Source organism: Delftia deserti (assembly GCF_042653485.1).
GTDB classification, from domain to species: Bacteria; Pseudomonadota; Gammaproteobacteria; order Burkholderiales; family Burkholderiaceae_C; genus Comamonas; species Comamonas acidovorans.
The window spans coordinates 1,029,712-1,055,673 of sequence record NZ_JBHSIH010000001.1; the positions used below are offsets into that span (position 1 = coordinate 1,029,712).

General features: G+C 63.6%; 25 protein-coding genes and 6 pseudogenes. 19 read left to right on the forward strand and 12 right to left on the reverse strand.

The features are described from left to right. Positions 1 to 124 precede the first annotated feature (124 nt). A pseudogene (locus tag ACFPFG_RS04860) lies at positions 125 to 553 on the forward strand (ATP-binding protein); the annotation flags it as partial. 277 nt (positions 554 to 830) lie between these two features. Beyond that, a complete protein-coding gene (locus tag ACFPFG_RS04865) occupies positions 831 to 1,238 on the forward strand; it encodes a hypothetical protein (RefSeq protein WP_183018887.1) in 408 nt (135 codons plus the stop codon). On the opposite strand, the gene ACFPFG_RS04870 is transcribed toward ACFPFG_RS04865, so the two are convergent. Both ACFPFG_RS04870 and ACFPFG_RS04875 read right to left on the reverse strand, forming a co-directional pair. Then, complete coding sequence (locus ACFPFG_RS04870) at positions 1,231 to 2,013, reverse strand: hypothetical protein (RefSeq protein ID WP_197956681.1); 783 nt, start codon at positions 2,011 to 2,013, stop codon at positions 1,231 to 1,233. The genes ACFPFG_RS04865 and ACFPFG_RS04870 overlap by 8 nt on opposite strands. A 271-nt stretch (positions 2,014 to 2,284) precedes the next feature. Then, positions 2,285 to 3,199: pseudogene (locus ACFPFG_RS04875) on the reverse strand (IS3 family transposase); the annotation flags it as partial. 98 nt (positions 3,200 to 3,297) lie between these two features. Here ACFPFG_RS04875 and ACFPFG_RS04880 point away from each other — a divergent pair. Beyond that, complete coding sequence (locus ACFPFG_RS04880; RefSeq protein ID WP_197956682.1) at positions 3,298 to 4,347, forward strand: IS110 family RNA-guided transposase; 1,050 nt, start codon at positions 3,298 to 3,300, stop codon at positions 4,345 to 4,347. A 203-nt stretch (positions 4,348 to 4,550) separates the two neighbouring features. On the opposite strand, the pseudogene ACFPFG_RS04885 reads toward ACFPFG_RS04880, so the two are convergent. After that, positions 4,551 to 4,841, reverse strand: a pseudogene (locus tag ACFPFG_RS04885) (IS3 family transposase); the annotation flags it as partial. 186 nt (positions 4,842 to 5,027) lie between these two features. Here ACFPFG_RS04885 and ACFPFG_RS04890 point away from each other — a divergent pair. Next, complete coding sequence (locus ACFPFG_RS04890; RefSeq protein WP_183021907.1) at positions 5,028 to 5,345, forward strand: hypothetical protein; 318 nt, start codon at positions 5,028 to 5,030, stop codon at positions 5,343 to 5,345. 254 nt (positions 5,346 to 5,599) lie between these two features. Here ACFPFG_RS04890 and ACFPFG_RS04895 read toward each other — a convergent pair. Beyond that, positions 5,600 to 5,872 (reverse strand): annotated as a pseudogene (locus tag ACFPFG_RS04895) (IS3 family transposase); the annotation flags it as partial. A gap of 187 nt (positions 5,873 to 6,059) precedes the next feature. On the opposite strand from ACFPFG_RS04895, the pseudogene ACFPFG_RS04900 reads away from it, so the two are divergent. Next, positions 6,060 to 6,997, forward strand: a pseudogene (locus tag ACFPFG_RS04900) (IS3 family transposase); the annotation flags it as partial. Between the two features lies 1 nt (position 6,998). On the opposite strand, the pseudogene ACFPFG_RS04905 reads toward ACFPFG_RS04900, so the two are convergent. Beyond that, positions 6,999 to 7,270: pseudogene (locus ACFPFG_RS04905) on the reverse strand (tyrosine-type recombinase/integrase); the annotation flags it as partial. 25 nt (positions 7,271 to 7,295) lie between these two features. Here ACFPFG_RS04905 and ACFPFG_RS04910 point away from each other — a divergent pair. Continuing rightward, positions 7,296 to 7,520 (forward strand): hypothetical protein, encoded by a 225-nt coding sequence (locus tag ACFPFG_RS04910; protein WP_183022067.1) that lies wholly within the window; start codon positions 7,296 to 7,298, stop codon positions 7,518 to 7,520. Positions 7,521 to 7,538: 18 nt separating this feature from the next. Here ACFPFG_RS04910 and guaA read toward each other — a convergent pair whose 3' ends face one another. From guaA to ACFPFG_RS04925, 3 genes are read right to left on the reverse strand one after another with little or no spacing between them, the layout of a single operon-like run. Continuing rightward, a complete protein-coding gene (gene guaA / locus ACFPFG_RS04915) occupies positions 7,539 to 9,155 on the reverse strand; it encodes a glutamine-hydrolyzing GMP synthase (RefSeq protein WP_183021894.1) in 1,617 nt (538 codons plus the stop codon). 31 nt (positions 9,156 to 9,186) lie between these two features. Further along, positions 9,187 to 9,621: a type II toxin-antitoxin system VapC family toxin gene (locus ACFPFG_RS04920; RefSeq protein WP_183021893.1), complete on the reverse strand. Its 435-nt coding sequence runs from the start codon at positions 9,619 to 9,621 to the stop codon at positions 9,187 to 9,189. Then, positions 9,618 to 9,896 (reverse strand): type II toxin-antitoxin system Phd/YefM family antitoxin, encoded by a 279-nt coding sequence (locus tag ACFPFG_RS04925; RefSeq protein WP_183021892.1) that lies wholly within the window; start codon positions 9,894 to 9,896, stop codon positions 9,618 to 9,620. Before ACFPFG_RS04925 ends, ACFPFG_RS04920 begins: the two co-directional genes overlap by 4 nt. A 308-nt stretch (positions 9,897 to 10,204) precedes the next feature. On the opposite strand from ACFPFG_RS04925, the gene ACFPFG_RS04930 reads away from it, so the two are divergent. The 9 genes from ACFPFG_RS04930 (at position 10,205) to ACFPFG_RS04970 (ending at position 18,952) form a co-directional block, all read left to right on the forward strand. Continuing rightward, positions 10,205 to 11,026, forward strand: coding sequence for a creatininase family protein (locus ACFPFG_RS04930; RefSeq protein ID WP_380105355.1), 822 nt, complete (start codon positions 10,205 to 10,207; stop codon positions 11,024 to 11,026). A 28-nt stretch (positions 11,027 to 11,054) separates the two neighbouring features. Beyond that, complete coding sequence (locus ACFPFG_RS04935) at positions 11,055 to 11,879, forward strand: ABC transporter ATP-binding protein (RefSeq protein WP_197956688.1); 825 nt, start codon at positions 11,055 to 11,057, stop codon at positions 11,877 to 11,879. Beyond that, positions 11,857 to 12,762 (forward strand): ABC transporter permease, encoded by a 906-nt coding sequence (locus ACFPFG_RS04940; protein ID WP_197956689.1) that lies wholly within the window; start codon positions 11,857 to 11,859, stop codon positions 12,760 to 12,762. The genes ACFPFG_RS04935 and ACFPFG_RS04940 overlap by 23 nt, the downstream gene beginning before the upstream one ends. Further along, a complete protein-coding gene (locus ACFPFG_RS04945; protein ID WP_380105358.1) occupies positions 12,752 to 14,137 on the forward strand; it encodes an FAD-binding oxidoreductase in 1,386 nt (461 codons plus the stop codon). The genes ACFPFG_RS04940 and ACFPFG_RS04945 overlap by 11 nt, the downstream gene beginning before the upstream one ends. A 50-nt stretch (positions 14,138 to 14,187) precedes the next feature. Then, on the forward strand, positions 14,188 to 15,228 hold the full coding sequence (locus tag ACFPFG_RS04950) for an ABC transporter substrate-binding protein (RefSeq protein WP_183021771.1): 1,041 nt from the start codon (positions 14,188 to 14,190) through the stop codon (positions 15,226 to 15,228). A gap of 53 nt (positions 15,229 to 15,281) precedes the next feature. Continuing rightward, the gene (locus ACFPFG_RS04955; protein WP_380105361.1) at positions 15,282 to 16,250 is read left to right on the forward strand and encodes a PDR/VanB family oxidoreductase; all 969 of its coding nucleotides are present in this window, start codon (positions 15,282 to 15,284) and stop codon (positions 16,248 to 16,250) included. Positions 16,251 to 16,255: 5 nt separating this feature from the next. Next, positions 16,256 to 16,924 (forward strand): TetR family transcriptional regulator C-terminal domain-containing protein, encoded by a 669-nt coding sequence (locus tag ACFPFG_RS04960; RefSeq protein ID WP_183021769.1) that lies wholly within the window; start codon positions 16,256 to 16,258, stop codon positions 16,922 to 16,924. A gap of 222 nt (positions 16,925 to 17,146) precedes the next feature. Continuing rightward, the gene (locus tag ACFPFG_RS04965; RefSeq protein ID WP_380105363.1) at positions 17,147 to 18,472 is read left to right on the forward strand and encodes an OprD family outer membrane porin; all 1,326 of its coding nucleotides are present in this window, start codon (positions 17,147 to 17,149) and stop codon (positions 18,470 to 18,472) included. 24 nt (positions 18,473 to 18,496) lie between these two features. Beyond that, complete coding sequence (locus ACFPFG_RS04970; RefSeq protein WP_183021767.1) at positions 18,497 to 18,952, forward strand: RidA family protein; 456 nt, start codon at positions 18,497 to 18,499, stop codon at positions 18,950 to 18,952. Between the two features lie 20 nt (positions 18,953 to 18,972). Here ACFPFG_RS04970 and ACFPFG_RS04975 read toward each other — a convergent pair whose 3' ends face one another. Then, a complete protein-coding gene (locus tag ACFPFG_RS04975; RefSeq protein ID WP_183021766.1) occupies positions 18,973 to 19,899 on the reverse strand; it encodes a LysR family transcriptional regulator in 927 nt (308 codons plus the stop codon). A gap of 103 nt (positions 19,900 to 20,002) precedes the next feature. Here ACFPFG_RS04975 and ilvD point away from each other — a divergent pair, with 103 nt between their 5' ends. Beyond that, positions 20,003 to 21,700 (forward strand): dihydroxy-acid dehydratase, encoded by a 1,698-nt coding sequence (gene ilvD, locus ACFPFG_RS04980; protein WP_380105366.1) that lies wholly within the window; start codon positions 20,003 to 20,005, stop codon positions 21,698 to 21,700. Positions 21,701 to 21,789: 89 nt separating this feature from the next. Here ilvD and guaB read toward each other — a convergent pair whose 3' ends face one another. After that, positions 21,790 to 23,265 (reverse strand): IMP dehydrogenase, encoded by a 1,476-nt coding sequence (gene guaB / locus ACFPFG_RS04985; protein ID WP_183021764.1) that lies wholly within the window; start codon positions 23,263 to 23,265, stop codon positions 21,790 to 21,792. A 136-nt stretch (positions 23,266 to 23,401) separates the two neighbouring features. Here guaB and ACFPFG_RS04990 point away from each other — a divergent pair, with 136 nt between their 5' ends. Beyond that, positions 23,402 to 23,956: a DUF4124 domain-containing protein gene (locus ACFPFG_RS04990; RefSeq protein WP_183021763.1), complete on the forward strand. Its 555-nt coding sequence runs from the start codon at positions 23,402 to 23,404 to the stop codon at positions 23,954 to 23,956. A 33-nt stretch (positions 23,957 to 23,989) separates the two neighbouring features. Here the strand turns inward: ACFPFG_RS04990 and ACFPFG_RS04995 are convergent, their stop codons facing one another. Continuing rightward, complete coding sequence (locus tag ACFPFG_RS04995) at positions 23,990 to 24,334, reverse strand: RnfH family protein (RefSeq protein WP_380105369.1); 345 nt, start codon at positions 24,332 to 24,334, stop codon at positions 23,990 to 23,992. Then, complete coding sequence (locus ACFPFG_RS05000; protein WP_183021761.1) at positions 24,327 to 24,779, reverse strand: type II toxin-antitoxin system RatA family toxin; 453 nt, start codon at positions 24,777 to 24,779, stop codon at positions 24,327 to 24,329. Before ACFPFG_RS05000 ends, ACFPFG_RS04995 begins: the two co-directional genes overlap by 8 nt. 168 nt (positions 24,780 to 24,947) lie before the next feature. Between ACFPFG_RS05000 and smpB the strand changes: the two genes are divergently transcribed. After that, positions 24,948 to 25,421: an SsrA-binding protein SmpB gene (gene smpB / locus ACFPFG_RS05005; RefSeq protein ID WP_013803027.1), complete on the forward strand. Its 474-nt coding sequence runs from the start codon at positions 24,948 to 24,950 to the stop codon at positions 25,419 to 25,421. 109 nt (positions 25,422 to 25,530) lie between these two features. Continuing rightward, on the forward strand, positions 25,531 to 25,947 hold the full coding sequence (locus tag ACFPFG_RS05010; protein ID WP_380105372.1) for a hypothetical protein: 417 nt from the start codon (positions 25,531 to 25,533) through the stop codon (positions 25,945 to 25,947). Positions 25,948 to 25,962 lie beyond the last annotated feature (15 nt).

Genomic DNA, 25,962 nt, shown 5'->3' on the forward strand with positions numbered 1-25,962 from the left:
GTTGCCCCGTATTCCCGGCCCCGTCCTATTCGCAATAAAGCGCTTGGTCAGCCCCTGCGACCTGGTGCCGCCTGAACTCCCGAGGCGAACGCATTTTCAGCGAAGAATGCGGATGCACCTCGTTGTTCAGTCCATCGAGCACCACCGCCAAAGGGTGCGCTTCTTCTCTACCGTGGAATTGGTTAATGCCTTGGGGCAAGAGAAGGCCCAGGGCAAAGCCGGACAGCTCGCCCACAGGCTGGTGCATACGGATCTGGTGATACTCGATGAGCTGGGCTATCTGCCCTTCAGCTCATCTGGTGGTGCGCTACTGTTCCATCTGCTCTCGACGCTTTACGAACGCACCAGCGTGGTCATCACCACCAACCTGAGCTTCAGCGAATGGGCGAGCGTGTTTGGTGATGCCAAGATGACCACGGCTCTGCTGGACCGCCTGACCCACCACTGCCATATTCTGGAAACAGGCAACGACAGCTACCGCTTCAAGCACAGCAGTGCAGTCCAACAACCGCCCATGAAGAAGGAGAGAAACAAAACCTTATCCACATCTTGAGCCTTGCGGCTCAAGTCAGAGGGTGGGTCAGTTTGAGATGGAAATGGCGGGTCAGTTTTGCGTGGGAATTAACAGAGACACGCTTTGTCGCATCAAAACAGGCGCTGTGGGTGCGTTTTGGCACTGCATACGGTAAACACCATGAACAAGGTTCGAGGAAAACTCCGCGGTGCTCATTCATCTTCAGCCAGCGTGGCGGAAAGCGTGCCCTAGCACCCGCAGACGAAGAATATTTGCTGAACGCTATACGTTATCAGTTACGTAAAGCCGCCTCAAAATGAACTACTTCGCTGTCTGCAACAACATCTCTGCAATCCTCGCGGCGCGTGTTACTGCGCTGCGTTCTGTCACCGCTGAACAAGCTGCTACGCAAAAATCTGCCCCGGCTGGCGCTACAGCTGTTGTCTGCTTTGCAGGTGAACAAGTCCTCGAAGTGATTTCAGAAGATGCTTACTCTGCAGAGCAGACCTATGCTGTCGTACTGATGTGCCGAGGGGCCACCGCCTCAGACCGTGACGACGGCGCTCTCATGCACGGTATCATCCGCGCCCTCAACGGCTCCCGACCGCTCCCAGAAGAGCGCGGCTTCCTGGGGTACTCCGGGTGTGATTCTGACTTTGAAGACAACGCCCGTTATTACACACTCACCTTCAAAATCAAGCGCGTGCAAACTATTTTTAATTAATTTTATGATATGTTATTTTCAACCAATGGTAGGCCGAACCTACCCCTCTATCCATTTGAGGCACCACATCCGCCTCTTGCCAACCTGAAGCCTTCATATCGTACTGTTCAATGACTCCATCATAACCTTGGCAGGCTATTTTCTCATTATCTGTATGATTAATTTTCGAAAATGTGGTTTTACAAATCACCCGGGTTCCCACCTTACTGTTGCGTATCCACGCTGTTCGCTGCCTAATCCTATTTCTCTCAGCCTCCTCACGCTCAGGCGCTCGCGAATGCCACCTAGCGCTTAGAGTGGAGAACTTTGAAATTACATCCTGCAACTCCGTCTTACTGACTGGTGAAATTTGCAGTTCGTGTCTATTTGCAAACGAAGGCAATGCATCATAAATAACGCCATCGGATGTGGGATTTGAATTACTCAAGAAATCCGCACTAATCGCACGAGTCTTCAATTTCTCAGAGGATTGAGGTTTACCTGAAAATGGCAAGCTCGTGCAACCCGAAGATTTTTCACAGACACGCCACGATACATTGACATACTTCTCGGCGATTATCTCACCAGAATTTAATTTAACAACGACTCTCCACCATTCACCCGTATTACCCTTCATATTCTGGGTATAAATACGGTCAACATCTTTCATATTATAGTCATAACCACGCACCGAAACTGCAAGCGCATATCTCGGTTCGTTTGTGTAACCCCAGGCCGTACCCTTTGATAAATCACTGAACTTAAACGCAACCGTATTGTCTTCATAATAGTTCATTGTATTTCTCGGAGCCGTTACACAACCCGACAACCCGACGGCCAACAAATACGTGAGGAGCTTAAATTTCAGAGACGCTGAAGTTTTCATGAAGAACCTAATTTAAATAGCCAGAACTCATATATTTACTATTAGTAACATTTTATCACACCTTAACAGCGAGGTAAAGATTTGGGGCAAGCGATTCAGTCGCTACACGAGTTATTGCAACTTCACATGTGAAACTCGAAATGGCTGCAACTGATGTTGCCCCCGTATTCCCGACCCCACCCTATTCGCAATAAAGCAGCTGGTCAGCCTCTGCAGCCTGTTGCCGCCTGAACTCCCGAGGTGAACGCATTTTCAGCGAAGAATGCGGATGCACCTCGTTGAAGTGCTCGAAGGCCGCTGGCAGTTGTGCCAGTACCGTCTGCGCGTCACTCAGGTCCATGCGCGCCACATAGTCGCGCTTGAAGGTGTTGACGAAGCTCTCGGCCATGCCGTTGCTCTGCGGGCTGCAGACGGGCGTGTTGATGGGCTTCAGGCCCAGAGCGCGCGCCAGCGCCCTCGTTTCGGCGGCGATGTAGGCACCGCCGTTGTCACTGAGGAACTCCAACTCCTGTCCCTGCGGGACCGCTTCGACCGAGCCGAATCGGCGTTCGACGGCCTCGACGAGCATCTCGCGAACCGGCTCGCCTGGCAGCCCCTTGCCCTCCCATGCACGCCAGGCCAGCACCTCACGGTCGCAGCAGTCCTTGGCGAAGGCGGCCGTCACGGTTTGACCCGAATCGCACTTGATTTCCAGACCATCGGAGCACCGTCGAAGGTCGCTGCGCGAGACCGCAACACGGCCCTCATGCGTGCGTGCGGACTGGCGCCGGCGAGGCGCCTTGGGCAGCAGCAGAGCGGCTTGTGCCATGACGCGATAGACGCGTTTGGCATTGACCCTCGGGGCGCCCCGTGCCGCACGCTGGCGGTTCACCAAGGCACAGGCACGTCGGTAGCCATAGCTGGGCAAGTCGGCAATTTGCTGGCGCAGTTCGGCGAGCAGCCCGGCGTCGTCGCTGGGTGTGCGATGGCTGCGGCCATCGGCCCAGCCTTCACCGCGCCCAAGCAGGTCGCGCACATGCGAGCGCGCCAGCCCCATCGTCCGGCAGACCGTCTTCACTGGTCGTCCCCGGGCAACAAGGGCGAGCGCGCAATCCACTAATGAGATGGTCCGCCTCGCTCCTCCCCACAGCTCGCCATCGTGCTTGTGCGGGAGTACAAAGCGCGAACCGCCACCATCCACTGCAGGAGACCGTCATGAGCAACCAGCAATGCACCGCCGTCACCTATGGAATCGATCTCGGCAAGACTTGGTTCCACGTGGTTGGGCTTGACCACACCGGCAATCCGATCAAGCGTGCCAAGCTCAACCGTGCCAGCATCATCCGGTTCTTCATCAATATACCCGCCGCACTCGTCGGCATGGAGGCATGTCCAGGCTCTCAGTGGCTTGCTCGTAAGCTTCAGGCCCTCGGCCATCAAGTGCGTATCGTGCCGGCGCAATTCGTCAAGCCCTATGTGAAGTCGAACAAGAACGACACCATCGATGCCGCAGTCATCGCGGAAGCTATTACCCGGCCTACCATGCGCTTCGTGCAGATCAAACAATGCGATCAGGTTGACCTGCAGGCACTGCACCACAGCCGCGATCTCCTGGTGAGCACGCGCACACGACTCATCAACCAGATGCGAGCCTTTTGCTTAGAGTACGGCGTCGCCATGCGCAATGGGGTTGGGGCATTCAAGGTTGCCTTGCCGCCCGTGCTGAGCGACGAGAGCAATGACCTGACGCCCGGCATGCGCGAATTGCTGGTCGATCTCGCACAGGAACTCTCCACGCTTGAAGATCGGATCGCGCAATTCACACGCAAAATCAATGCACAGGCCGATGCGTCCGACATCGCACGGCGCTTGGCGACGATTCCTGGCGTGGGGCAACTGACTGCCACCGCACTCGTCGCTGCCGTTGGCGACGCGCGCCACTTCAAGACAGCACGCGACTTGAGCGCCTGGCTTGGGCTGACTCCGGCGCAGTACTCGACCGGCGGTAAGACGCACCTGACAGGTATCAGCAAGCGCGGAAACTCCTACGTACGCAAGCTCCTTATCCACGGTGCACGATCCTGCAGCATGCACCTTGACCGAACGAAGGACCGGCTGGGACTGTGGATCGAGGCGCTTGAAGGACGACTGCATCACAACAAGATGGTGGTCGCACTGGCCAACAAGCTGGCGCGCATTGCGTGGGTGGTCCTGACCAAACCGGGTGCGCTCTACGAGCGCCGAGTCCCTCAGTTGGTTACCTGACCGATGAAGCCCGCATCTGACCCTTTCACCAAACGATTAATCTCACTTCTGCTTTCCGAAGTTTGCTGAGCTCTGGATTGATGACGAAACAGTCGATCGACGCAGCGTAAGCCCGACAAAAAAAACGGGTGTTCCAACCCGGTCCACTTATTGGGAACGATGCGTGCGGATCTCATCATGGCCTGGCTGCAACCGCAGCCCACTCGCGAGAGGCCGGATACATTTGTGCAAACTGCCTTCGTCCGAGAGAAAGTGCTTGGCAAATGCGAGGCGGACCATACATTTCTTTCTGCGGCGTACTCCACAGCTTCCTTGAGGATTTCATTCTCCAAGGTTTTCTTGCCGAGCACGCGCTGCAGCTTGGCGATTTCCGCGCGGGCAGCCGCCAGCTCGGATGCGGGCACGACTTCCTCGCCAGCGGAGACGGCGGTCAAAGCACCCTGGCGTTCGAGCTTGCGCCACTGGAACAACAGTCCAGCCGAGACGCCTTCTTTCAAGTAATCGCTCAAGTTATGAGTATTGGGGGAAGAAGACCGACAATGAAATCGTCAAATCTCTGGCGCCTGGGCAAAAGGAGCCATTAACGGTCAAGCGAGATGGACGAATAATGCAAGGCAATACAAGAACTCTAATTCTCGAAGAGCGTGGGTATGACATCAATAAACTACCAAGGGTAATATATGCCGACTGAATTTGAAAAAAAAATCCAAGAATTCATTGAATTTGATTCCTTGAAAAAAATGCTAGAACTTGGAAAAATAATTCATACCATATCAATGGCCGGCCGGGACACCTATGAAATTAATTCTGACGGCGTCACAGATCCTGCTAAGTTACGGAGAATTAACGAAGTGATTCAGAGAATTTCCTCTCTGCAATTAACCATTGCATCAAACAACAATGATGAACTTGATTCTTTTATTCGATCCTCTTTTGAAATGTTGGATCATGAAATAGAGTCTTTGAAAATTCCTCGCGGGTTTTTTAGATTATTTTAACAGAAATATCTAGAGTGCAAAAAAAAATGCCTACAATCCCATGTCAGTCGCTAAGCGCGTATATGAAGGACGATTTGCCAAGCCTTCGATTCGTAATGCTAGAAAGGTCAAAATTGCAAATGTATATCCGGACCGTTGTAGCGGCACGTTGCCACTGTCGCTGAACCACCCCGGGTTCGAACTAAATCATCACGGGATTCGCGAAGGCTGATTGGTTTAAGTCAGGCCACTACCGCTGTGGCTTGACTGGCGAGTTACCGGTAGTAGTTTTCCTCAGCCTCTACAGGCGATATGTATCGGATGGGTCCGAGCAAACGATGGGGATTGAACCAGGACACCCATTCGAACGCGGCGAACTCCACCGACTCCTTTTCCCAGGGTACTCATCGATGGATTAACTAGGCCTTGTAGAGGCCATTAATGGTCTCGGCCAACGCTTTGTCACAGCTGTTGTCCTTGTTGCCAACAGACGGCTCTATGCCGGCCTCTGCCAGTCGCTCCGAGTACCGGATGCTGACGTATTGGGTGGAATCAATCGGTGATCGTAACACTGGGTCAAGCCGCATATTTTACGTAGCCATGCAAAGCTTCAGCCGGTGTCCTCCAGCCCAGCGTTTTGCGTGGCCTGTTGTTTAGATGTACGGTCCTGACCTGCTCCCCATAGGGCGTACCAGTCGAAGGTTAGTAGAGTCCGTTTTCAGAGGAAGAACGGACATGAAGAAGAGCAGATTCATCGACGAACAGATCATCGGTTTTCTCAAGCAGGCCGAGGGCGGCATGCCTGTCAAGGAACTGTGTCGCCTTGGCGGTTTCAGCGATGCGACCTTCTACAAGTGACGCACCAAGTTCGGCGGCATGCGGGCAAGCGAGGCCACGCGGCTACGCGAGATCGAGAGCGAGAACGCCAGGCTCAAGAAGCTGCTGGCCGAGGCCCACCTGCACATCGAAGCGCTGAAGGTGGGCTTCGGGGTAAAGCGCTGACCCCGCAGGCCAGGCGCGAGGCCGCTGCCAGGATGGTTCAGGGACTGTCCGTCAGCGAGCGCCGCGCCTGTCGCTATGCGGGGTTGTCCAGAACCAGCTACCGGGAGCCGCTCAGCATGAACCAGTCCACGGCCAGCCTAAGCACGCGCATCGTCGAGTTGGCGCACGAGCGCCGGCGCTTTGGCTACCGGCGCATCCACGACCTGTTGAGCCTTGAAGGCCACCAGGTGAACCACAAACGCGTGTGGCGCCTGTACAAGCTGGCCAACCTGTCGGTGCGCAAGCGCCGCAAAGTCAAACGCCCCACTGGCGAGCGCCAGCCCCTGGCTGCCAGCCAGCACGTCAATGACACCTGGAGCGCAGACTTCGTGATGGACGCACTGGCCAACGGCCGGCGCATCAAGTGCCTGACGGTGGTCGATGACTTCAGCCGCGAGTGTGTGGACATCGCGGTGGACCACGGCATGGGTGGCGAGTACGTCGTGCGCTTGCTGGACCAGGCAGCGCAGTTCCGCGGCTACCCGCTGGCCATCCGCACCGATCAGGGGCCTGAGTTCACCAGTCGGGCCTTCATGGCGTGGACAACGGCACGCGGCGTTCGGCATCTGCTCAACGATGCCGGATGCCCGCCCCAGAACGCCTACATCGAAAGCTTCAACGGCAAGTTCAGGGCGTCGAGCCGGTGCGGCGCAGGTCGTGGACGGTGAACGGCTGTAACGGCAGGCCTTTGGCCTTGGCGCCTTCTGCCACGAGCATCGTGATGCGATTCAGGGTCGCATGGACATGCATCGCCGTGGATCGTAGCGGGAAGGAAAAACGAAGCTTGAGCCTGCCGAGCAGGCGTGCAACGTGACGAAGATATCGAGCGCCTGGCGCGACAGGTAGACCACGTGCGGGTTGCGCCCCTTCATTCGCTGCTTCGGAATCGTCCAGGTCTTGCGCTCGAGTCAGGGACCAGGAGACCCGCTGATGCCCGGAAAGCCGCATGAAACAAGCTTTCCTGAGAAGCCTTTTACCGTCAAAGACGGTAAAAGGCTCAATAGTGAACGAGAGTGTCTTAATTCCGCCTCGATTCTTACCGTCAGCCCTACCGTCAGCCGTTTTTGCTGGCCGGCGATAGTCACCGATAGTTGCCGCGACGCATTTGCTTTTAAATCAACACGTTACGGCAGCTTTATCGATGGCTGGCGATAGTCCCCGAAGGACGTCAAATCACTCCCACTCAATCGTCGCCGGCGGCTTGGTCGAAACGTCGTAGGTCACGCGGTTGATGCCGCGCACTTCGTTGATGATCCTTCCAGACACCTTCTTGAGCAGGCCGTAGGGCAGCTCGGCCCAGTCGGCGGTCATGAAGTCGCTGGTCTGCACGGCGCGCAGGGCCACGACGTAGTCGTAGGTGCGGCCGTCGCCCATGACGCCCACGCTCTTGACGGGCAGGAAGACGGTGAAGGCCTGGCTGGTGAGGTCGTACCAGTTCTTGCCGGTGGCCTCGTCGGTCCAGTTGCGCAGTTCCTCGATGAAGATGGCGTCGGCGCGGCGCAGCAGGTCGGCGTATTCCTTCTTGACTTCACCCAGGATGCGCACGCCCAGGCCCGGGCCGGGGAAGGGGTGGCGGTAGACCATTTCACGCGGCAGGCCCAGGGCCACGCCGAGTTCGCGCACTTCGTCCTTGAACAGGTCGCGCAGGGGTTCGAGCAGCTTCAGGCCCAGTTGTTCGGGCAGGCCGCCGACGTTGTGGTGGCTCTTGATGGTGACGGCCTTCTTGCTCTTGGCGCCGCCCGACTCGATGACGTCGGGGTAGATGGTGCCCTGGGCCAGGAAGGTGGCGCCCTTGTGGCCACCGTCGCCAGCTTTCAGCTTGGCGGCTTCGGCCTTGAACACGTCCACGAACAGGCCGCCGATGATCTTGCGCTTGGCCTCGGGTTCGCTGACGCCGGCCAGCTTGCCCAGGAACAGGTCGCTGGCGTCCACGCGGATGACCTTGGCGTGCAGCTTGCCCTCGAACATTTCCATGACCATGTCGCCTTCATTGAGGCGCAGCAGGCCGTGGTCCACGAAGACGCAGGTCAGCTGGTCGCCGATGGCGCGGTGGATCAGGGCCGCGGCCACGGAGGAATCCACGCCACCGGACAGGCCGAGGATGACTTCCTCGTCGCCCACCTGCTCGCGGATCCTGGCGACGGCTTCCTCGATGTAGTCGCCCATGATCCAGTCGGCGTTGGCCGCGCAGATCTCGCGCACGAAGCGGTTGAGCAGGGCCGCGCCCTGCACGGTGTGCGTGACTTCGGGGTGGAACTGCACGGCGTAGAAGCGACGCGCCTCGTCGGCCATGCCGGCGATGGGGCAGGACGGCGTGGAGGCCATGACCTTGAAGCCCGGGGGCAGTTCGGTGACCTTGTCGCCGTGGCTCATCCAGACCTTGAGCATGCCGTGGCCTTCGGCCGTGCTGAAGTCCTCGATGCCCTTGAGCAGTTCGGTGTGGCCATGGGCGCGCACTTCGGCGTAGCCGAATTCGCGGGTGTGCGAGCCTTCGACCTTGCCGCCCAGCTGGGTGGCCATGGTCTGCATGCCGTAGCAGATGCCCAGCACGGGAATGCCCAGCTCGAACACGGCGTCGGGGGCGCGGTCGTCCACTTCGTAGACGCTGGCGTGGCTGCCCGACAGGATCACGCCCTTCAAGCGGCCATCGGCGGCGAATTCGCGCACCCAGTCGCTGCTGACGTCGCAGGGATGGACTTCGCAGTAGACATGGGCTTCGCGCACGCGGCGGGCGATCAGCTGGGTGACTTGGGAGCCGAAGTCAAGAATGAGGATCTTGTCGTGTTGCATGGTCATCTCAGGCAAAGGTGATTGGAGGGAATCAGAAATCTTCAGGGGCCAGCAGCGCCAGGCCGCGCTTGCGGGCGGCGGCGGCCTGGGCCGGGTCGAAAGTGGCCAGCGGCAGGCGCAGCGACTGCGCCAGCCACAGGTAGGCCGCGTCATAGACCGGCAGCCGGGTGTCCAGCGCCACGTCGAGCACGGCCTTGTGCTGGGCGGGCGCCAGTTCGTGCAGCTCCACACGGTGGCGTATGGCCTCGAGCACGCTCCACAGGCCTTCGACCGAGCTGTGCGGAATGCGGCCGCCGTGCACGCCCGAGGCGATCAGGTTGCCACACTCCCACTGCCAGAGGTTGGGCGCTTGCGGGTCCACTTCGTGGCGGCGTATGCGGGTGTACAGGCGCTGGGTGTGCACGCTGGCGGCATCGGGCAGCAGCCAGGCGGCGGTGACGGAGGCATCGAGCACGAAGGAGGTCATGCCTGGCTCCGGCCTGCGTGGCGCAGTCGGGTGGTGGAGTCCGGCGCCTGTGCCGCCGGGGCCGACTGGGCCGGCCGCACCGTGGCCTGCAACGCCTGCATCTGCTCCAGCTCGCGGGCGATCTGCTCGTCGGTGATCACGGGGCGGCGGCGCACCGGCAGCATGCGCACCACTTCCTTGCCGTGGCGGGTGATGCGCACCTCCTCGCCCTGCTCGACAAGTTCGATCAGGGCGGAGAAACGGGTCTTGGCTTCGTAGATGCCGACAGATTGCATGGCTGGGCTGGAAACGGAAAAGGCCTGGAATCAGGCACAGGCCGGATTCTATCATTCTGGCCAGAATTTTCCAAAATTCAGGCCAGAACATTGCGAGCATTCCGGGCGCTGGCGGGGCACGGCCTGGGGCCGGATCGCTCCCTGGTGCCGCGCCGCAGGCGTGTGCCAGGTGCACAAATTCATCCATATGCTCTTATCTGTCATCAAAAACTACAGAGTTTTTACCCAATGGGTAATCACTTATCCAATTATTTTTGATCATATGGATAATTTTGCTTATCGATGCCACCACAGAAAGGCGCGTCCCGATGCAACCGACTCCCCTGCGCACCCGCTTCTGGTCGGACCTGACCAGCGAAGAGTTCTCCCGGCTGGACCGCGAACGGCTCATCGCCGTGCTGCCGGTCGGTGCCACGGAGCAGCACGGCCCCCATCTGCCCATGTCCACCGACACCGCGACCATCGATGGCATGGTCCGCGCCAGCCTTCCCCTGCTGCCCGACGACCTGGCGGTGCTGTTCCTGCCCACGGTGGCCTATGGCAAGAGCAATGAGCATTCACGCTATCCAGGCACGCTCACGGTGTCGGCGCGCACGCTGATGGCGCTGTGGACGGAGATTGGCGCCTGCGTGGCCAGGGCCGGGGTGCGCAAGCTGGTGCTCTACAACAGCCACGGCGGGCAGATGAGCGTGATGGACATCGTGGCGCGCGACCTGCGCGAGGCGCACGGCATGATGGTGGTCGCAGCCCACTGGTACACGCTGGGCCTGCCCGAGGGCCTGTTCACTGCGCACGAGGAAAGGCACGGCATCCACGCCGGCGATCTGGAAAGCTCGGTCATGCTGCATCTGGCGCCCGCGCATGTGCGGCGCGACCAGTTGCGCAACTTCCCGTCGATGACGGAGCAACTGGCCGAGGAGAACCGCTTCCTGTCGATCACGCCCAGCGGCAAGCTGGGCTGGCAGATGCACGACATCAATCCCGCCGGCGCCGCCGGGGATGCGTCGCGCGCCAGCGCCGACAAGGGCGCGGCCGTGCTCGACCATGTGGCCCGGCGCTTCGTGCAACTGCTCCAGGAGATCGATCGCTTCCCGGTCGAGCGGCTGGCCAACGTGCCCGCCTGGCAGTGAGGCCACCGTGTCCCGGGAGCCCGCCCCCATGAACACCCCCACCCCCACCCCCATCCACACCTGCACCGGGGACGGCCCGCCCCTGGTGCGCCTGCGCGAGGTCGGCAAGCGGTTCGCGAACGGCACGCTGGCGCTTGACGGCATGTCGCTCGACATCGGCGAGCACGACTTCATCAGTTTTCTCGGCCCCTCGGGCTGCGGCAAGAGCACGGCGCTGCGCCTGATCGCGGGCCTGGCACGCAGCAGCGGCGGCGACATCGACTGGCGCGATGACACACCAGGCCAGCCGCGTGGCGAGCGCGACCTGGGCTTTGTGTTCCAGGAGCCCGCCCTCATGCCCTGGGCCCGGGTGTTCGACAACGTGTGGCTGCCCCTGAGGCTGTCGGGAACGCGCCGCGACGCCGCCGCGCCGGTGGTGCAGCAGGCGCTGGAGATGGTGGGGCTTTCGCGCTTCGCCGACGTCTACCCGCGCGAGCTGTCGGGCGGCATGAGGATGCGCGTGTCCATCGCCCGCGCCCTGGTCACCCGCCCGCGCCTGCTGCTGATGGACGAGCCCTTTGCCGCGCTCGACGAGATGACGCGCATCAAGCTCAACAACGACCTGCTGGCCATCTGGCGCGAGCAGCGCTTTTCCATCGTCTTCGTGACGCACAGCGTCTACGAGTCGGTGTACCTGTCCGACCGCATCGTGGTGATGGCCGCGCGCCCCGGCCGTGTGATCGACGAGATCCGCATCGACGAACCCTACCCGCGCGGCGAGACGTTTCGCACGTCGACCCGCTACAACGCGCACTGCGCCGCCGTCTCCCGTTCACTGCATGGAGCACTGCATGGCCTCGACATCGACCATTGAATCCGCAATCCCGGCCACAGCGGCCCCGGCAGCCACTACGCCTGCGGCCATCACTCCCACGGCTGAATCGCTGCGCGCCCACGAGGACCGGCTGCACCGCCGCGAATCCGCGCTGCGCGTGGCCGTGCCGCTGGCCGTGGTCGCCGCGCTGCTGCTGGCCTGGGAATGGACGGTGCGCGCCAACGGCATCGCGCACTACATCCTGCCCGCGCCCTCGCTGATCCTGCGCACGCTGGTGGAGCACTGGGATTCCCTGTCCACCGCGCTGTGGTTCACCGTCAAGCTGACGCTGGCGGCGCTGGCCGCCGCCATCGTGGGAGGGGTGGCGCTGGCCATCGCTTTCGGCCTGTCCCGGTGGGTGGAGATCGGGCTGTTCCCGCTGGCCGTGCTGCTGCAGGTGACGCCCGTGGTGGCGATCGCGCCGCTGATCCTGATCTATGTCTCCGACACCACGGCGGCGCTGCTGCTGTGCGCGTGGATCGTGGCCTTCTTTCCCATCCTCTCGAACACGGTCATCGGGCTCAAGAGCGCCGACAGCCTGCTGCGCGACCTGCTGCGGCTGTACCGGGCATCGCCCTGGCAGACCTTCCGCCATCTGCTGGTGCCCAGCGCACTGCCCTACTTCATGGCGGGCCTGAAGATCGCCGGCGGCCTGAGCCTGATCGGCGCCGTGGTGGCCGAGTTCACGGCGGGCACGGCGGGCCGGGAGACCGGCCTGGCATCGCGCATCCTGGAGTCGAGCTTTCGCACCGAGATCCCGATGATGTTCGCCGCGCTGCTGCTGGTATCGCTGCTGGGCATCGTCATCTTCGCCGTGTTCGCCACGCTGTCGCGCCTGATGCTCGGCCACTGGCATGAAAGCGAGATGCGCCATGAACGTTAGAGAACATCCGCAGCGCCCCCCCGTCGACTGGGAGGCCGTGCGCGCCGACCTGCGGGGCCTCAACCTGATCAGCGCGCCCGGCCAGCGCCGGCAGCTGTCCCGCGATTTCCACTGGTACAGCCCCATTCTTTCGGCGCAGCTCGCGCACTGCGTGGCCGACCTCGTCGTCAAGGTCAGCACCGAAGAGGATGTGCGCCAGGCGCTGGCCGTGGCCGCGCGCTGGAAGCTGCCCGTCACCGTGCGCGGCGGCGGCACGGGCAACTACGGGCAATGCGTGCCTTTGCGGGGCGGCATCGTGCTCGACGTCACGCCCATGTGCCGCGTGCTGGACATCGCCCCGGGCCGCATCCGCGTGCAGGCCGGCGCGCGCATGCACGACATCGACCTCGCCGCGCGCGAGACCAGCCAGGCGCTGCGCATGTGGCCGTCGACCTGGCATGTGGCCACCATTGGCGGCTTCATCGCGGGCGGGTTCGGGGGCATAGGTTCGTTCCGGCACGGCATTCTGCGCGACAGCGGAAACCTGCTGCGCGCACGCGTGATGACGGTGGAGCGCACGCCGCGCACCATCGAACTGGCCGGCGACGAGATCCAGCAGGTGCACCACGCCTACGGCACCAATGGCGTGATCCTGGACCTGGAAGTGGCGCTGAGCCCGGCCGTGGAATGGGTGCATTGCACCCTGCTGTTTCCCACCTATGGTGGGGCGCTGGATTTCGGCATCGCGGCGCAGGACCCGTCGCTGGACCTGTTTTTGCTGTCGACGGTGGAGGCGCGCTTTGCCGCGTACTACACGGCCATGGGCCGGCATTTTCCAGCCGACCGGCACGCCGTGTTCACCATGGTGCCGCCCGCATCCATGCCGGCGCTGCGCGCCCTGGCCCGGGCGCATGGCGGCACGGTCTCCGTCGCCGGAACCGAGGCCGAGCTGCTGGCCCAGGGCCTGCCGCCCGCCTACGAATGCGCCTTCAACCACACGACGCTGCAGGCGCTGAAGGCCGACCGCGGCTGGACCTACCTGCAGCTGGCCTATGCCCAGCCCTTCGACCCGGCCGTGGTGCAGCGCCATCTGTCGGTCTTTGGCGACGATGTGCTGCAGCACCAGGATTTCGCGCGCGCCCATGGCGAATGCGCCACCTTCGGCATCGTGCTCGTGCGCTGGAAGGGCGAGGAACACCTGAACGCCATCGTGCGCGAGATCGAGTCCCAGGGCGGCTGCCAGGTCTTCAACCCGCATGTGGTCACCATCGAGGACGGTGGCATGAAGACCATCGATGCCCTGCAGATCGCCTTCAAGCAGCGCAGCGACCCCATGGGCCTGCTCAATCCCGGCAAGACGCTGGGCTGGCAGCCCCACATGGAGCAGGAAGGCTGAGCCACGCCTGCCCTGCTTTGCCAGGTTCCCGACACCAGGAGAAACATGCCATGCCCGTGCCCGCCCGCCCAACCCCATCGCTCCTGCGAAGCGCCGTCACCGGCCTGGCGCTCATGTGCGCCGTGCTGGCCGCCCACGCCCAGGAAAAGGTGGTGTTCGCCACCAACTGGAAGGCGCATGCCGACCATGGCGGCTTCTACCAGGCGCTGGTGGACGGCACCTACCAGCGCTACGGCCTCGATGTGGAGATCCAGCAAGGTGGCGCCCTGGTCAACAACCGCCCCATGCTGCCCGCGGGCAAGGTCGATTTCCTGATGGCGGGCAATCTGCTGCAGTCCTTCGACAACGTCAAGAACGGCATCCCCACCGTGGTGGTCGCCGCGTTTTTCCAGAAGGACCCGCAGGCCCTGCTCGCCCATCCGGGCCAGGGCTACGACAGGTTCGAGGACATGGCCGGGGCGCCCGTGGCCTTCATCGGCAAGGACGGCCAGTTCAGCTTCTGGCAGTGGATGAAGTCGGAGCACGGCTTCCAGGACAAAAGCCTCAGGCCCTACACCTTCAACATGGGCCCCTTCCTGGCCGACAGGAAATCGGTGCAGCAAGGCTATGCGTTCTCCGAGCCCATCGCCATCCGCAACGCGGCCGGCTTCGAGCCCGTCGTGCACCTGCTGGCCGACCACGGTTTCTCCACCTATGCGACCACCATAGAGACGCGCACGGACATGGTGAAGAACCGGCCCGAGACCGTGCGCAGGTTCATCGAGGCCTCGATCATCGGCTGGAACCACTTCCTGTACGGCAAGAACGATGCCGCCAAGCAGAGGATCCTCCAGATCAACCCCGACGCCTCGCTGGCCGTGCAGCAGGGCTACATCGACCGCATCAAAAAGCTCGGCCTCGTGGACAGCGAGGATTCGCTGGCCCGGGGCATAGGCGCCATCGATCCGGCGCGCGTCAAGGACTTCCACGACAAGATGGTCAAGGCCGGCCTGTACCGCAGCGGCCAGATCGACCTGTCCAAGGTGGTGGACACGCGCTTCGTCAACCAGGGCGCGGGCGTCGACATCCGCAAGCAGCTGACGGGCCAATGAGCCGCGCAGCACACGCCTTGCCCTCCCGCCACGCTACAAGGAGATCCCGCAGCATGGGCCTCGAACGCACGCTCACCGTCCGCGTCTCGCGCATCGCGCGGCAGACACCCGACATCCTGGCATTCGAGCTGAGCCATCCGTGGGGCCGCGCCCTGCCCGGCTACGAGGCCGGCGCCCATATCGACGTGCACATGCCCGGCGGATTCTCGCGCCAGTACTCGCTGGCCCGGGCGCCGCGGCCTGCGGGCCAGCAGGCCTATGTGATCGGCGTCAAGCGCGAGGCGTCCAGCCGGGGCGGCTCGGCCTCCATGCATGAGCGCGTGCGCGAGGGCGATCTGATCGCCATCAGCTCGCCGCGCAACACCTTCCCGCTGCACGCCCAGGCGCGCAGCCACCTGCTGCTGGCGGCCGGCATCGGCATGACGCCCCTGCTGGCCATGGCGCAGGAACTGGCCTTGCGCGGCGCGGATTTCACGCTGTGCGTGTTCGCCCGCAGCCGGGAGCACCTGGCCTTCGCCCAGGCCTTGCGCGCACCCGATCTGGCGCCGCATGTGCGGCTGCACCTGGACCAGGGCCCGGCCTCGCAGCGCATCGACCTGCGCCAGCTGCTGGCCGAACCCGCGCCCGGCACCCACGTGTATGTCTGCGGTCCCGCCGGCTTTGTGCAGGCGGTGCGCGAAGCGGCCGCCCACTGGCCCGAGGAGGCGCTGCACACCGAGTACTTCGCGGCGCCCGACGGCAGCGCCGTGGCCGCCACCGGCCGGCCCTTCACGCTGAAACTGGCACGGCGCGGCATCGAGGTGCCCGTGGCCGCCGACCAGACGGCGGTGGATGCGCTGCATGACGTGGGCATTGACATTCCCGTGTCCTGCCAGCAGGGGCTGTGCGGCACCTGCGTCGTCCCCGGCGATGGCGACGGTGCCGAGCACCGCGATGTCTGCCTGACGGCCACCGAACGGCGCAGCCGCATCGCGCTATGCTGCTCGCGTGCCAAGAACCATACGCTCGTGCTCGAGCTGTGACCGCCATGCCCTCTCCCTCCCCCACCCTCGACGACGCAGACACCGTGGATGCGCCCGCCACGCGCGGACGCTCGCGCAAGTACACGCAGGTGCTCGGCCTGATCCACCAGGCGGCCATCGAGGTGTTCGCCAGCGAGGGGCTGGCCGGCGCGTCCACGCAGGCCATCGCGGACAAGGCCGGACTGTCCAAGGCGCAGCTGCACTACTACATCGGCAGCAAGGAGGCGCTGTACCGGCAGGTGCTGCAGGACATCCTCAACGACTGGATCGTGGTCTTCGGCTTCAGCGACGAGGCCTTCGGCCCGCGCAAGGTGCTGGGCGATCTCATCCGCCGCAAGATGGTGTTCTCCTTCGAGCACCCTCTGCGTTCGCGCATCTTCACCGCCGAGATGATGCGCGGCGCGCCGGTGCTGCGCAGCATGATGGACACCAGCAAGCAGCGCACCCACCAGGCGGCGGCCGTGCTCCAGAACTGGATGAACCAGGGGCTGATGGACCCGGCCGACCCCATGCTGGTGCTGTTCCACATCTGGGCGGTGACGCAGTTCTATGCCGACCACGCCACCCAGGCCGCCTATTTCCGCGACACGCCGACCGACAGCGGTGAAAAGGACCGGCGCTATCTCATCGAACAGGTCATGGCATTCCTGATGAAGGGCTCCGGCGTCCGATAGCTGGCAGCCACGGCCGCCGCAGAAGCCGGGCGGCCATGCCACTGCGCATCAGGCCCTGATGGGGCGTGATGGCCTTTCTGGAAGGCACTTTTTCCATTCCATCGCGAAGCAGGCAACACGCAACAGGCATCCCTATTGCGTGAATGGCAGAGCCTTGCCCGCATCCAGGGAAAAACCGGTCCAGTCCGCATTTTTCAAACCACCCCACAGGCAGGAGAAGCCATGAAGACGCACCACGGAAAATCCCTTTGCCGCCATCGCCTGAATCAGGCTGCGGTGGCTTTGTCCATGCTTTCAGGCGTTGCGGCACAGGCGGCGGATTCCGGTGGCGATACGCCAGCGGCTGAAAGCCCGGCGAGCAATCCCTGGGAGATGCTGTCCAAGGGGCGATTCGAAGGCCATGCACGCACGATCTACTTTCACAGCAGCAATGCGTACTACGTGCCGGGCCTGAGGCAGGATACGGCCAGCATCGGCGGGAAAATCGGCTTCCGCTCGGCCGGGTACCAGGGGTTCTCGTTCGGGGTTTCCGGATTCCTGCAGCGCCCGCTGCACCGGTCCGGCGATCCCGCGCGCGTCGATGGCTATGTGGGGCCCGACATCACGGCCATGGGCGAGGCCTATGCACGCTGGGAAAACCGCCATGCCCGCGTGACCCTCGGCAACCAGGCCATCGAGCTGCCCTTTGCCGCCAGCTATGACTGGCGCATGGCAGCCCAGCTGTTCCAGGGCATCTCGGCGCGCTACGGCCTGTCCGATGGCAACCACATCACGGCCGTGCGCATGACGCGCTTCAAGTCTTATATCGATGACCGCTTCAGAAAGCTCACGACCTACAACACCACCATAGACGCCTATTCCCCAGCAGGCATGGCCGAGACGCCAGGCTTTTATGGCGTGGGCGGTGTCAGGAGCCTGGATCTCCAGACCATGGAGCTCAGAGGCCAGGCCTGGTATTTCAACTACCAGGACTACGCCAGGATGGCCTATGCCCAGGCGCAATGGAGCGCCAAAGGCGATGGCGTTGGCGTACTGCCTTTCATCGCCGGCCAGGTGTTCCGCCAGACCGGCGAAGGCCGCAAGCTGCTGGGCCCTGTCGACAGCAAGGTCTACGGCGTACAGGTCGGTGCCAGGCGCCATTCGGCGACGCTGTCCCTGAGCTACAACCGCATCGTTCCCAACGCAGGCTCCTATCTGAACGGGGCATTGGTCACGCCCTATGCCCACTATGTCGCCTCAGGACCGATGTTCGCCCAGCCCTTTCTTTCCAGCGCGCAGGACCTGGGCGCCGGAAACGCCTGGGCGCTGGATCTGAATGGCGCGCCGGCACCGGGCTGGTTCATAGGATTGCGGTACTCCTACATGGACCTCAAGAGCAGTGCCACGGCCCCCAGCCTGCGCCAGTCGGAATACCTGGGCTATGCCATCTACCAGTTCAGCGGCAAACTCAAGGGCCTGCGCGTGACCAACTTCATTGCACTGGCCAGGTCACCCAACCATGCCGCGAACTTCTGGCAGAACCGGCTGGCCATGGAATACCGCTGGTAATGCAACAAATGAAAGGACCGGGAAATGGACATGGGCAAACCAATGGCCCACTATGCGGCGGCCAGGCGCGTGGGCGACTTCGTCTTCATGAGCGGCGTGGTGGCCGTCGACCCTGCCTCGCGCCGCGCCGTGGCCGGCTACGACGACATCCCCGGGCACGCGCGCAGCGCGCTGCAAGCCCTGGGCTATGCCACGGGGCAGATGTCGGTGGACGTGTTCGAGGCCGCCATCGTCGCGCAAAGCTGGTTCGTGCTGGAGCGCATCCGCCAGATCGCCGCCGAGCATGGCGGCACCATGCAGGATGTCTTCAAGCTCGTGCAGTACTTTCGCCACCTGCCGCACTACGCGCTCTACAACCGCGTGCGCGGCCTCTTCTACCCCGGCGCGCCACCGGTGAGCACGGTGGTCGAGGTCTCGCGCTTTCTGCCAGGCGACGAGGTGCTGGTCGAAGTGGAGGCCACCATGCATCTGCCACGGTAAGCGGTGCACAGCCCTGCCCCTCAGCGCTGCGCGCGCACGAATTCGACAAAGCGCTCCAGCGCGGGCGACAGCACACCGGCCGGCCAGGCCAGGCTGGTCTCGCAGGTCGGCAACGCCACCGGCTTGCGGCCCGTGCCCGAGGCGTGAACCACTTCGCGATAGACCACGCCGGGCCGGCAAAACTGCATCACGCTGGCCGGCACCCACGCCAGGCCCATGCCGCCCCAGACCAGGTTCACGATGGTCTGCATCTGTATCGCCTGCTGCGCGATGCGCGGGACCTTGCCGTGCTGGCGGTACAGGTCCATCACCGCGTCATGCAGCGAAGGCATGATGCGGCGCGGAAAGATCACCAGTGGCTGCTCCAGCACGGCGTCCAGCATCAACCGGTCCGTGCCGGCCAGCACGTGCTGCGCGGGCAGCGCCAGCACCATGGGCTCGCGCCCCACGGCCAGGCATTGGAGGCCGGCCGGCGCATGGCCGGGAGCATGCAGCATCAGCCCGGCATCGATCTGGCCGCGCTCGAAGGCCTGCATCTGTACATCGCTTGTGGCCTCGACCAGTTCCAGCGCCACGCCCGGCGTGTCCGTCCCGAAATCCCGCACCCACAGCGGCAGCCGGGTGAAGCCGATGGTGGAGACGAAGGCCAGGCGCACGCGCCCCACCTCGCCCGCCGCCGCGGCACGCGCCAGCCCCGGCAGCGCCGCCGATCGCGCCAGCAGTTCGCGCACCTGCGGCAGCAGTGCCTCGCCGGCCGGCGTCAGCGCGACATGCCGGCTGGAGCGCCTGAACAGCGCCACGCCCAGGTTGCGCTCCAACTGTGCGATGGCCTGCGTCAGGGGCGGCTGCGTCATGTGCAGGCGCGCGGCGGCGCGGCCGAAGTGCAGTTCGTCCGCCACGGCCAGGAACTGCCGCCAGGCACGCAGGTCGATGGGGGGCTCATTCATATGTACAGCATATCAATCCGGGCGATGAATAGGATTGGATCGGATGAATCAAAGCGCCCATACTCATCGCACCCCACCACGAGAGACAAGCGAGAAACACGCCATGGCCACCCCAGCTCTGCCCATCAACCGCCGAAGCGCCCACATCACACAGGGCAAGGCGCGCGCCGCCAACCGTTCCATGTTCTACGGCATGGGCTACAAGGAGGAGGACTTCAGCAAGCCGATGGTCGGCGTGGCCAACGGCCACAGCACGATCACGCCCTGCAACTCGGGCCTGCAAAAGCTGGCGGACGCGGCCATCGCAGGCATCGAGGAAGCCGGCGGCAACGCGCAGGTGTTCGGCACGCCGACCATCTCGGACGGCATGTCCATGGGCACGGAGGGCATGAAGTACTCGCTGGTCAGCCGCGAGGTGATCGCCGACTGCATCGAGACCTGCGTGGGCGGCCAGTGGATGGATGGCGTGCTGGTGGTCGGCGGCTGCGACAAGAACATGCCGGGCGGCATGATGGGCATGCTGCGCGCCAACGTGCCAGCCATCTATGTGTACGGCGGCACCATCCTGCCCGGCCGGTGGAAAGGCCGGGACCTGAACATCGTCAGCGTGTTCGAGGCCGTCGGCGAAAACGCCGCGGGCAAGATCAGCGACCAGGAACTCAAGGACATCGAGCAGCACGCCATTCCCGGCACGGGTTCGTGCGGCGGCATGTACACCGCCAACACCATGTCCAGCGCGTTCGAGGCGCTGGGCATGAGCCTGCCCTACTCCTCCACCATGGCCAACCCCCATGACGAAAAGGAGAATTCGGCCCGGGAATCCGCCAGGGTGCTGATCGAGGCCATCAAGAGGGATCTCAAGCCGCGCGACATCGTGACGCGCGAATCCATCGAGAACGCGGTCTCGGTGATCATGGCCACCGGTGGCTCCACCAATGCCGTGCTGCACTTTCTCGCCATCGCCCACGCAGCCGGCGTGCCCTGGTCCATCGACGACTTCGAGCGCATCCGCCAGCGCGTGCCCGTGCTGTGCGACCTCAAGCCCAGCGGCAGGTACCTGGCCGTGGACCTGCACCAGGCGGGCGGCATCCCCCAGGTCATGAAGCTGCTGCTGAACGCGGGCCTGCTGCATGGCGACTGCATCACCATCTCGGGCCGGACCATCGCCGAGACCCTGGCGGACGTGCCGGATGTGCCACCCAGGCCCGAGGTCATCCGACCCATCGCCGACGCGCTCTACCCGCAGGGCCACCTGGCCATCCTCAAGGGCAACCTCAGCCCCGAAGGCGCGGTGGCCAAGATCACGGGCCTGAAGAACCCGGTCATCACCGGCCCGGCGCGCGTGTTCGACGACGAGCAATCGGCGCTGGAGGCCATCCTGGCGGGCCGCATCGAGGCGGGCGATGTGATGGTGCTGCGCTACCTGGGCCCCAAGGGCGGCCCCGGCATGCCCGAGATGCTGGCCCCCACGGGCGCCCTGATCGGCGCCGGCCTGGGCGAGAGCGTGGGCCTGATCACCGACGGCCGCTTCTCGGGCGGCACCTGGGGCATGGTGGTCGGCCATGTGGCGCCGGAGGCCGCCGTGGGCGGCACCATTGCGCTGGTGCATGAAGGCGACTCCATCACCATCGATGCGCATGCATTGCAGTTGCAGCTGAACGTGCCCGACGACGTGCTCGCCGGGCGCCGTGCGGCATGGAAGGCCCCCGCGCCCCGCTACACGCGGGGCGCGCAGGCCAAGTTCGCGTTCAATGCATCCAGCGCCAGCTCGGGCGCGGTATTGGACCGCTTCGAGGGCTGAACGAACCCATGCCCATGAAAAAAGGGTCCTGGCAGCGATTGCCCGGACCCTTTTTGCGTCTCGCACCCAGCTGGCGCGAAGGCGCTTGGTCAGTCGGCGCGGTAGTTAGGCGCTTCCTTGGTGATCTGCACGTCATGCACGTGCGATTCGCGGATGCCGGCGGCCGTGATCTCGACGAACTCGGCCGTGTTGTTCATCTCCTCGATGGTGGCGCAGCCGCAGTAGCCCATGGCCGCGCGCACGCCGCCGGCCATCTGGTAGACGATGGAGACCATGGAGCCCTTGTAGGGCACGCGGCCTTCGATGCCTTCGGGCACGAGCTTGTCGGCATTGGGATTGCCGGTGCTCGATTCCTGGAAGTAGCGGTCGGCCGAGCCCTGCTGCATGGCGCCGATGGAGCCCATGCCGCGATAGCTCTTGTACGAACGACCCTGGTACAGGATGACTTCGCCCGGAGCCTCTTCGGTGCCGGCGAACATGCCGCCCATCATGATGGTCGAGGCGCCAGCGGCCAGGGCCTTGGCGATGTCGCCCGAGAAGCGGATGCCGCCGTCGGCGATCAGCGGCACGCCCGTGCCCTGCAGGGCCTGGGCCACGCTGTCGATGGCCATGATCTGGGGCACGCCCACACCGGCGACGATGCGCGTGGTGCAGATGGAGCCAGGGCCGATGCCGACCTTGACGGCGTCGGCGCCTGCCTCGGCCAGTGCCAGCGCAGCGGCGCCGGTGGCGATGTTGCCGCCGATGACATCGACCTGCGGGTAGTTCTGCTTGACCCAGCGCACGCGGTCGATCACGCCCTTGCTGTGGCCGTGGGCCGTGTCCACCACCAGTGCATCGACACCGGCCTTGACCAGCAGCTCCACGCGCTGCTCGGTGCCCTCGCCCACGCCCACGGCGGCGGCCACGCGCAGTCGGCCTGCGCTGTCACGCGCTGCATTGGGGAAGGTGGTCTGCTTGGTGATGTCCTTGACGGTGATCAGGCCCTTGAGTTCAAAGGCGTCGTTCACGACCAGGATGCGCTCGAGCTTGTGCTTGTTGAGCAGGGCCTTGGCTTCCACGGGCGTGGTGCCGTCTTTCTCGTTGACGGTGATCAGGCGCTCGCGCGGCGTCATGATCTGGCTGACCTTGACGTCGTAGCGGGTCTCGAAGCGCAGGTCGCGGCTGGTGACGATGCCGACCACCTTGCCACCGTCGCACACGGGAAAGCCCGAGATGCCGAGGTTCTCGGACAGCTGCAGCACCTGCAGCACGGTGTGCTCGGGGGTGATGACCACGGGGTCGTGCACCACACCGGATTCGTGGCGCTTGACCTTGGACACTTCGGCAGCCTGTTCCTCTGCCGTCATGTTCTTGTGGATGACGCCGATGCCGCCCTCCTGCGCAATGGCAATGGCCAGACGCGCTTCGGTCACGGTGTCCATGGCGGCGGACACAAGGGGGATGTTCAGGGAGATGTTGCGCGAAAAGCGCGTCTTGAGCGAGGTGTCCTTGGGCAGGACCTGGGAGAAAGCGGGGACCAGGAGGACGTCGTCGAAGGTCAGGGCTTTACCGAGAAGGCGCATGTGAGAGCTCCAAAAGAAGGATTGTACCCGTGCGCCGGATCACAATGTATGCTGTAGGCCATTGTTCCCCGCTATCGCTGCCCGCCATCATTTCCTGCTATTGCTACCTGCAACCGGCCCGATCACCCCAATCACCATGCATGCCACCAAGCTTGTTTTGCTAGCCGCGCTTGCCGCCTGTTCACTGTCCGCAGCCGCCCAGTGGCAATGGGTCGATGCAACAGGCCGCAAGGTCTTCAGCGACCGCGCGCCACCCCCTGACATTCCGGCCAAGAACATCCTGCGCCAGCCTGGCGGCAGCGCGCCCGCCCCTGCAGCGGCGGCGCCTTCCAGTGCACCAGCAGCCACGGATGCAGCCGCCCAGACCGCTGCAGATGCAACGGCACAGGCAGCGCCTGCCGGCTCCAAGGACACCAAGCCCGCAGGCACCGACAAGGCCCTGGAAGAGCAAAAGCGCAAGGCCGAGGCCCAGGAGGCCGCCAAGGCCAAGGCAGAAAAGGACCGGGTTGCCAAGGAGCGCCAGGACAACTGCGCGCGGGCAAAACAGGCCAAGACGGCGCTGTCATCGGGCGGCCTGATGGCCTATACCAATGCCCAGGGCGAGCGTGGCTTCATGGACGAAGCCACGCGCGACAGCGAACTCAAGCGCGCCGACGCCACCATCGCCGCGGACTGCGGCCCGGCGCGCTGAGCGCCGGGCACGGCCCCACAGTGCAAGGCCGGTTCAGTAACCGGCCTTGGCCCCGGGCCTTTGGCGCTGGAACAGGCCCGTGGCGCGGGCGCCCTGGCGTGCGAAACGCTCGCGGCGCGCCACCTTGGGGTCCACGGTCAAGGGCCGGTACAGCTCCACGCGATCGCCATCGCGCAGGCACTGCGTCAGCGGGGCACTGCGGCCCCACAGGCCCGCAGGCGCGGCCTGTGCAAAGCCCAGCGCCTGCCAGCCACCAGCGGCCTCCACCGCGTCGGCAATCGAGGCACCGGCCGGCAATTGCAGGGCCAGTTCAACGACTTCACTGGCATGCGCGCTGCATGCCAGCGTGATGCACAGAAACGGCCGGGGTTCAGCCATAGACCTGCTCGGCGCGCTTGACGAAGGCCTCGACCATGGAGCCCGCGATGCGGTCGAACACCGGGCCGACCACGGCGGCCAGCGCCATGTTGTCAAAGCCATAGTCCAGTTGCAGCTCCACGCGGCAGGCACGCTGGGATCCGTCGCCCACGGGGCGGAACATCCAGTTGCCCTCCAGCCGCGAGAACGGCCCCTTGATCAGGCGGATGCTGACCTGGCGCCCGCCATCGTCGAGCACGCTGTGCGTGTTGCGCGTGACGAAGGACTTGCGCATGCCGCCGAATGCAATGCCCACCTCGGCCGTCATGCCCTGCTCGTCCTGCTCCAGCACCCTGGCCTGGTCGCACCAGGGGAGGAAGTCGGCATAGTGGGCCACGTCCGTCACCAGGGCAAACATTTCTTGGGGGCTGTACCAGATCAGGACGGACTTGTTGACTTTTTTCATGAATGGGACGGGCTGCACGGCATGCAAAACACCGGCTGCGCGGTCATGGCGCATACGGCTGTCACAATGACGGCAAGGCGAAACTAAAATCCCGCACAGAGGCGAGACGGCAATCCAGTATTGTATGGAGAGCTTTCATCTCCAGGTTTTCGCCGCATCTATTACTCCATGGCCAAGAAACCTGAAACACAGTCGCGCATCGCCGACAACAAAAAAGCCGCGTTCAACTACTTCTTCGAGGAACGCTTCGAGGCCGGCATCGTGCTGCACGGCTGGGAAGTGAAGGCACTGCGCAGCGGCAAGGTGCAGCTGACGGACGGCTACGTCATCGTCAAGGACGGCGAGCTGTTCCTGCTCGGCTGCCAGATCAACCCGCTCAAGACCGCCTCCACCCACGTCAACCCCGACGCGGCGCGCATCAAGAAGCTGCTGCTCAAGAAGGACGACATCCTGCGCCTGATCGGCAAGGTCGAGCAAAAGGGCTTTACGCTGGTGCCCATCAACCTTCACTGGAAGAACGGCTTCGTCAAGTGCGACATCGCCCTTGCCAAGGGCAAGGCCGAGCACGACAAGCGCGACGTGATCAAGGACCGCGAAGGCAAGCGCGAAGTCGAGCGCGCCATGAAGAGCTTCAACCGTTGACGGGCATCCGCAGCTTTTTTTGCACTGCTGCGGAATAAACCGGCACGGCCCAGTGTTCATTGCAGTGTCCGGCCGCAATTTCGCGCGCCGGCAAGCACCGGAGACAGCGATGAAGAAGCTCGGCATGAAACTTGGTACCTGTGCCTTCACGGCAGCCCTGGCATTGACCCTGGCAGGCTGCTATTCCGCGCCTGCGGCCAACGCCTCTGGCCAGACCCCGCCCAGCGCGGTCAGCGTGCAAAACGGCATGCTGGTCGGCGCCAACGGCATGACGCTCTACACCTTCGACAAGGACACGGCCGGCAGCGGCAAGTCCGTCTGCAACGGTCCCTGCGCGACCAACTGGCCGCCGCTGATGGGCAAGCAGGCGCCGTCTGGCGGCAACTACAGCGTGGTCCAGCGCGACGATGGCAGCAGCCAGATCGCCTACAAGGGCAAGCCGCTGTACTACTGGGTGAAGGACGGCAAGGCCGGTGATACCACGGGCGATGGCGTCATGGGCGTCTGGCATACCGCACGCCCCTGACTCCAGCCGCATCCG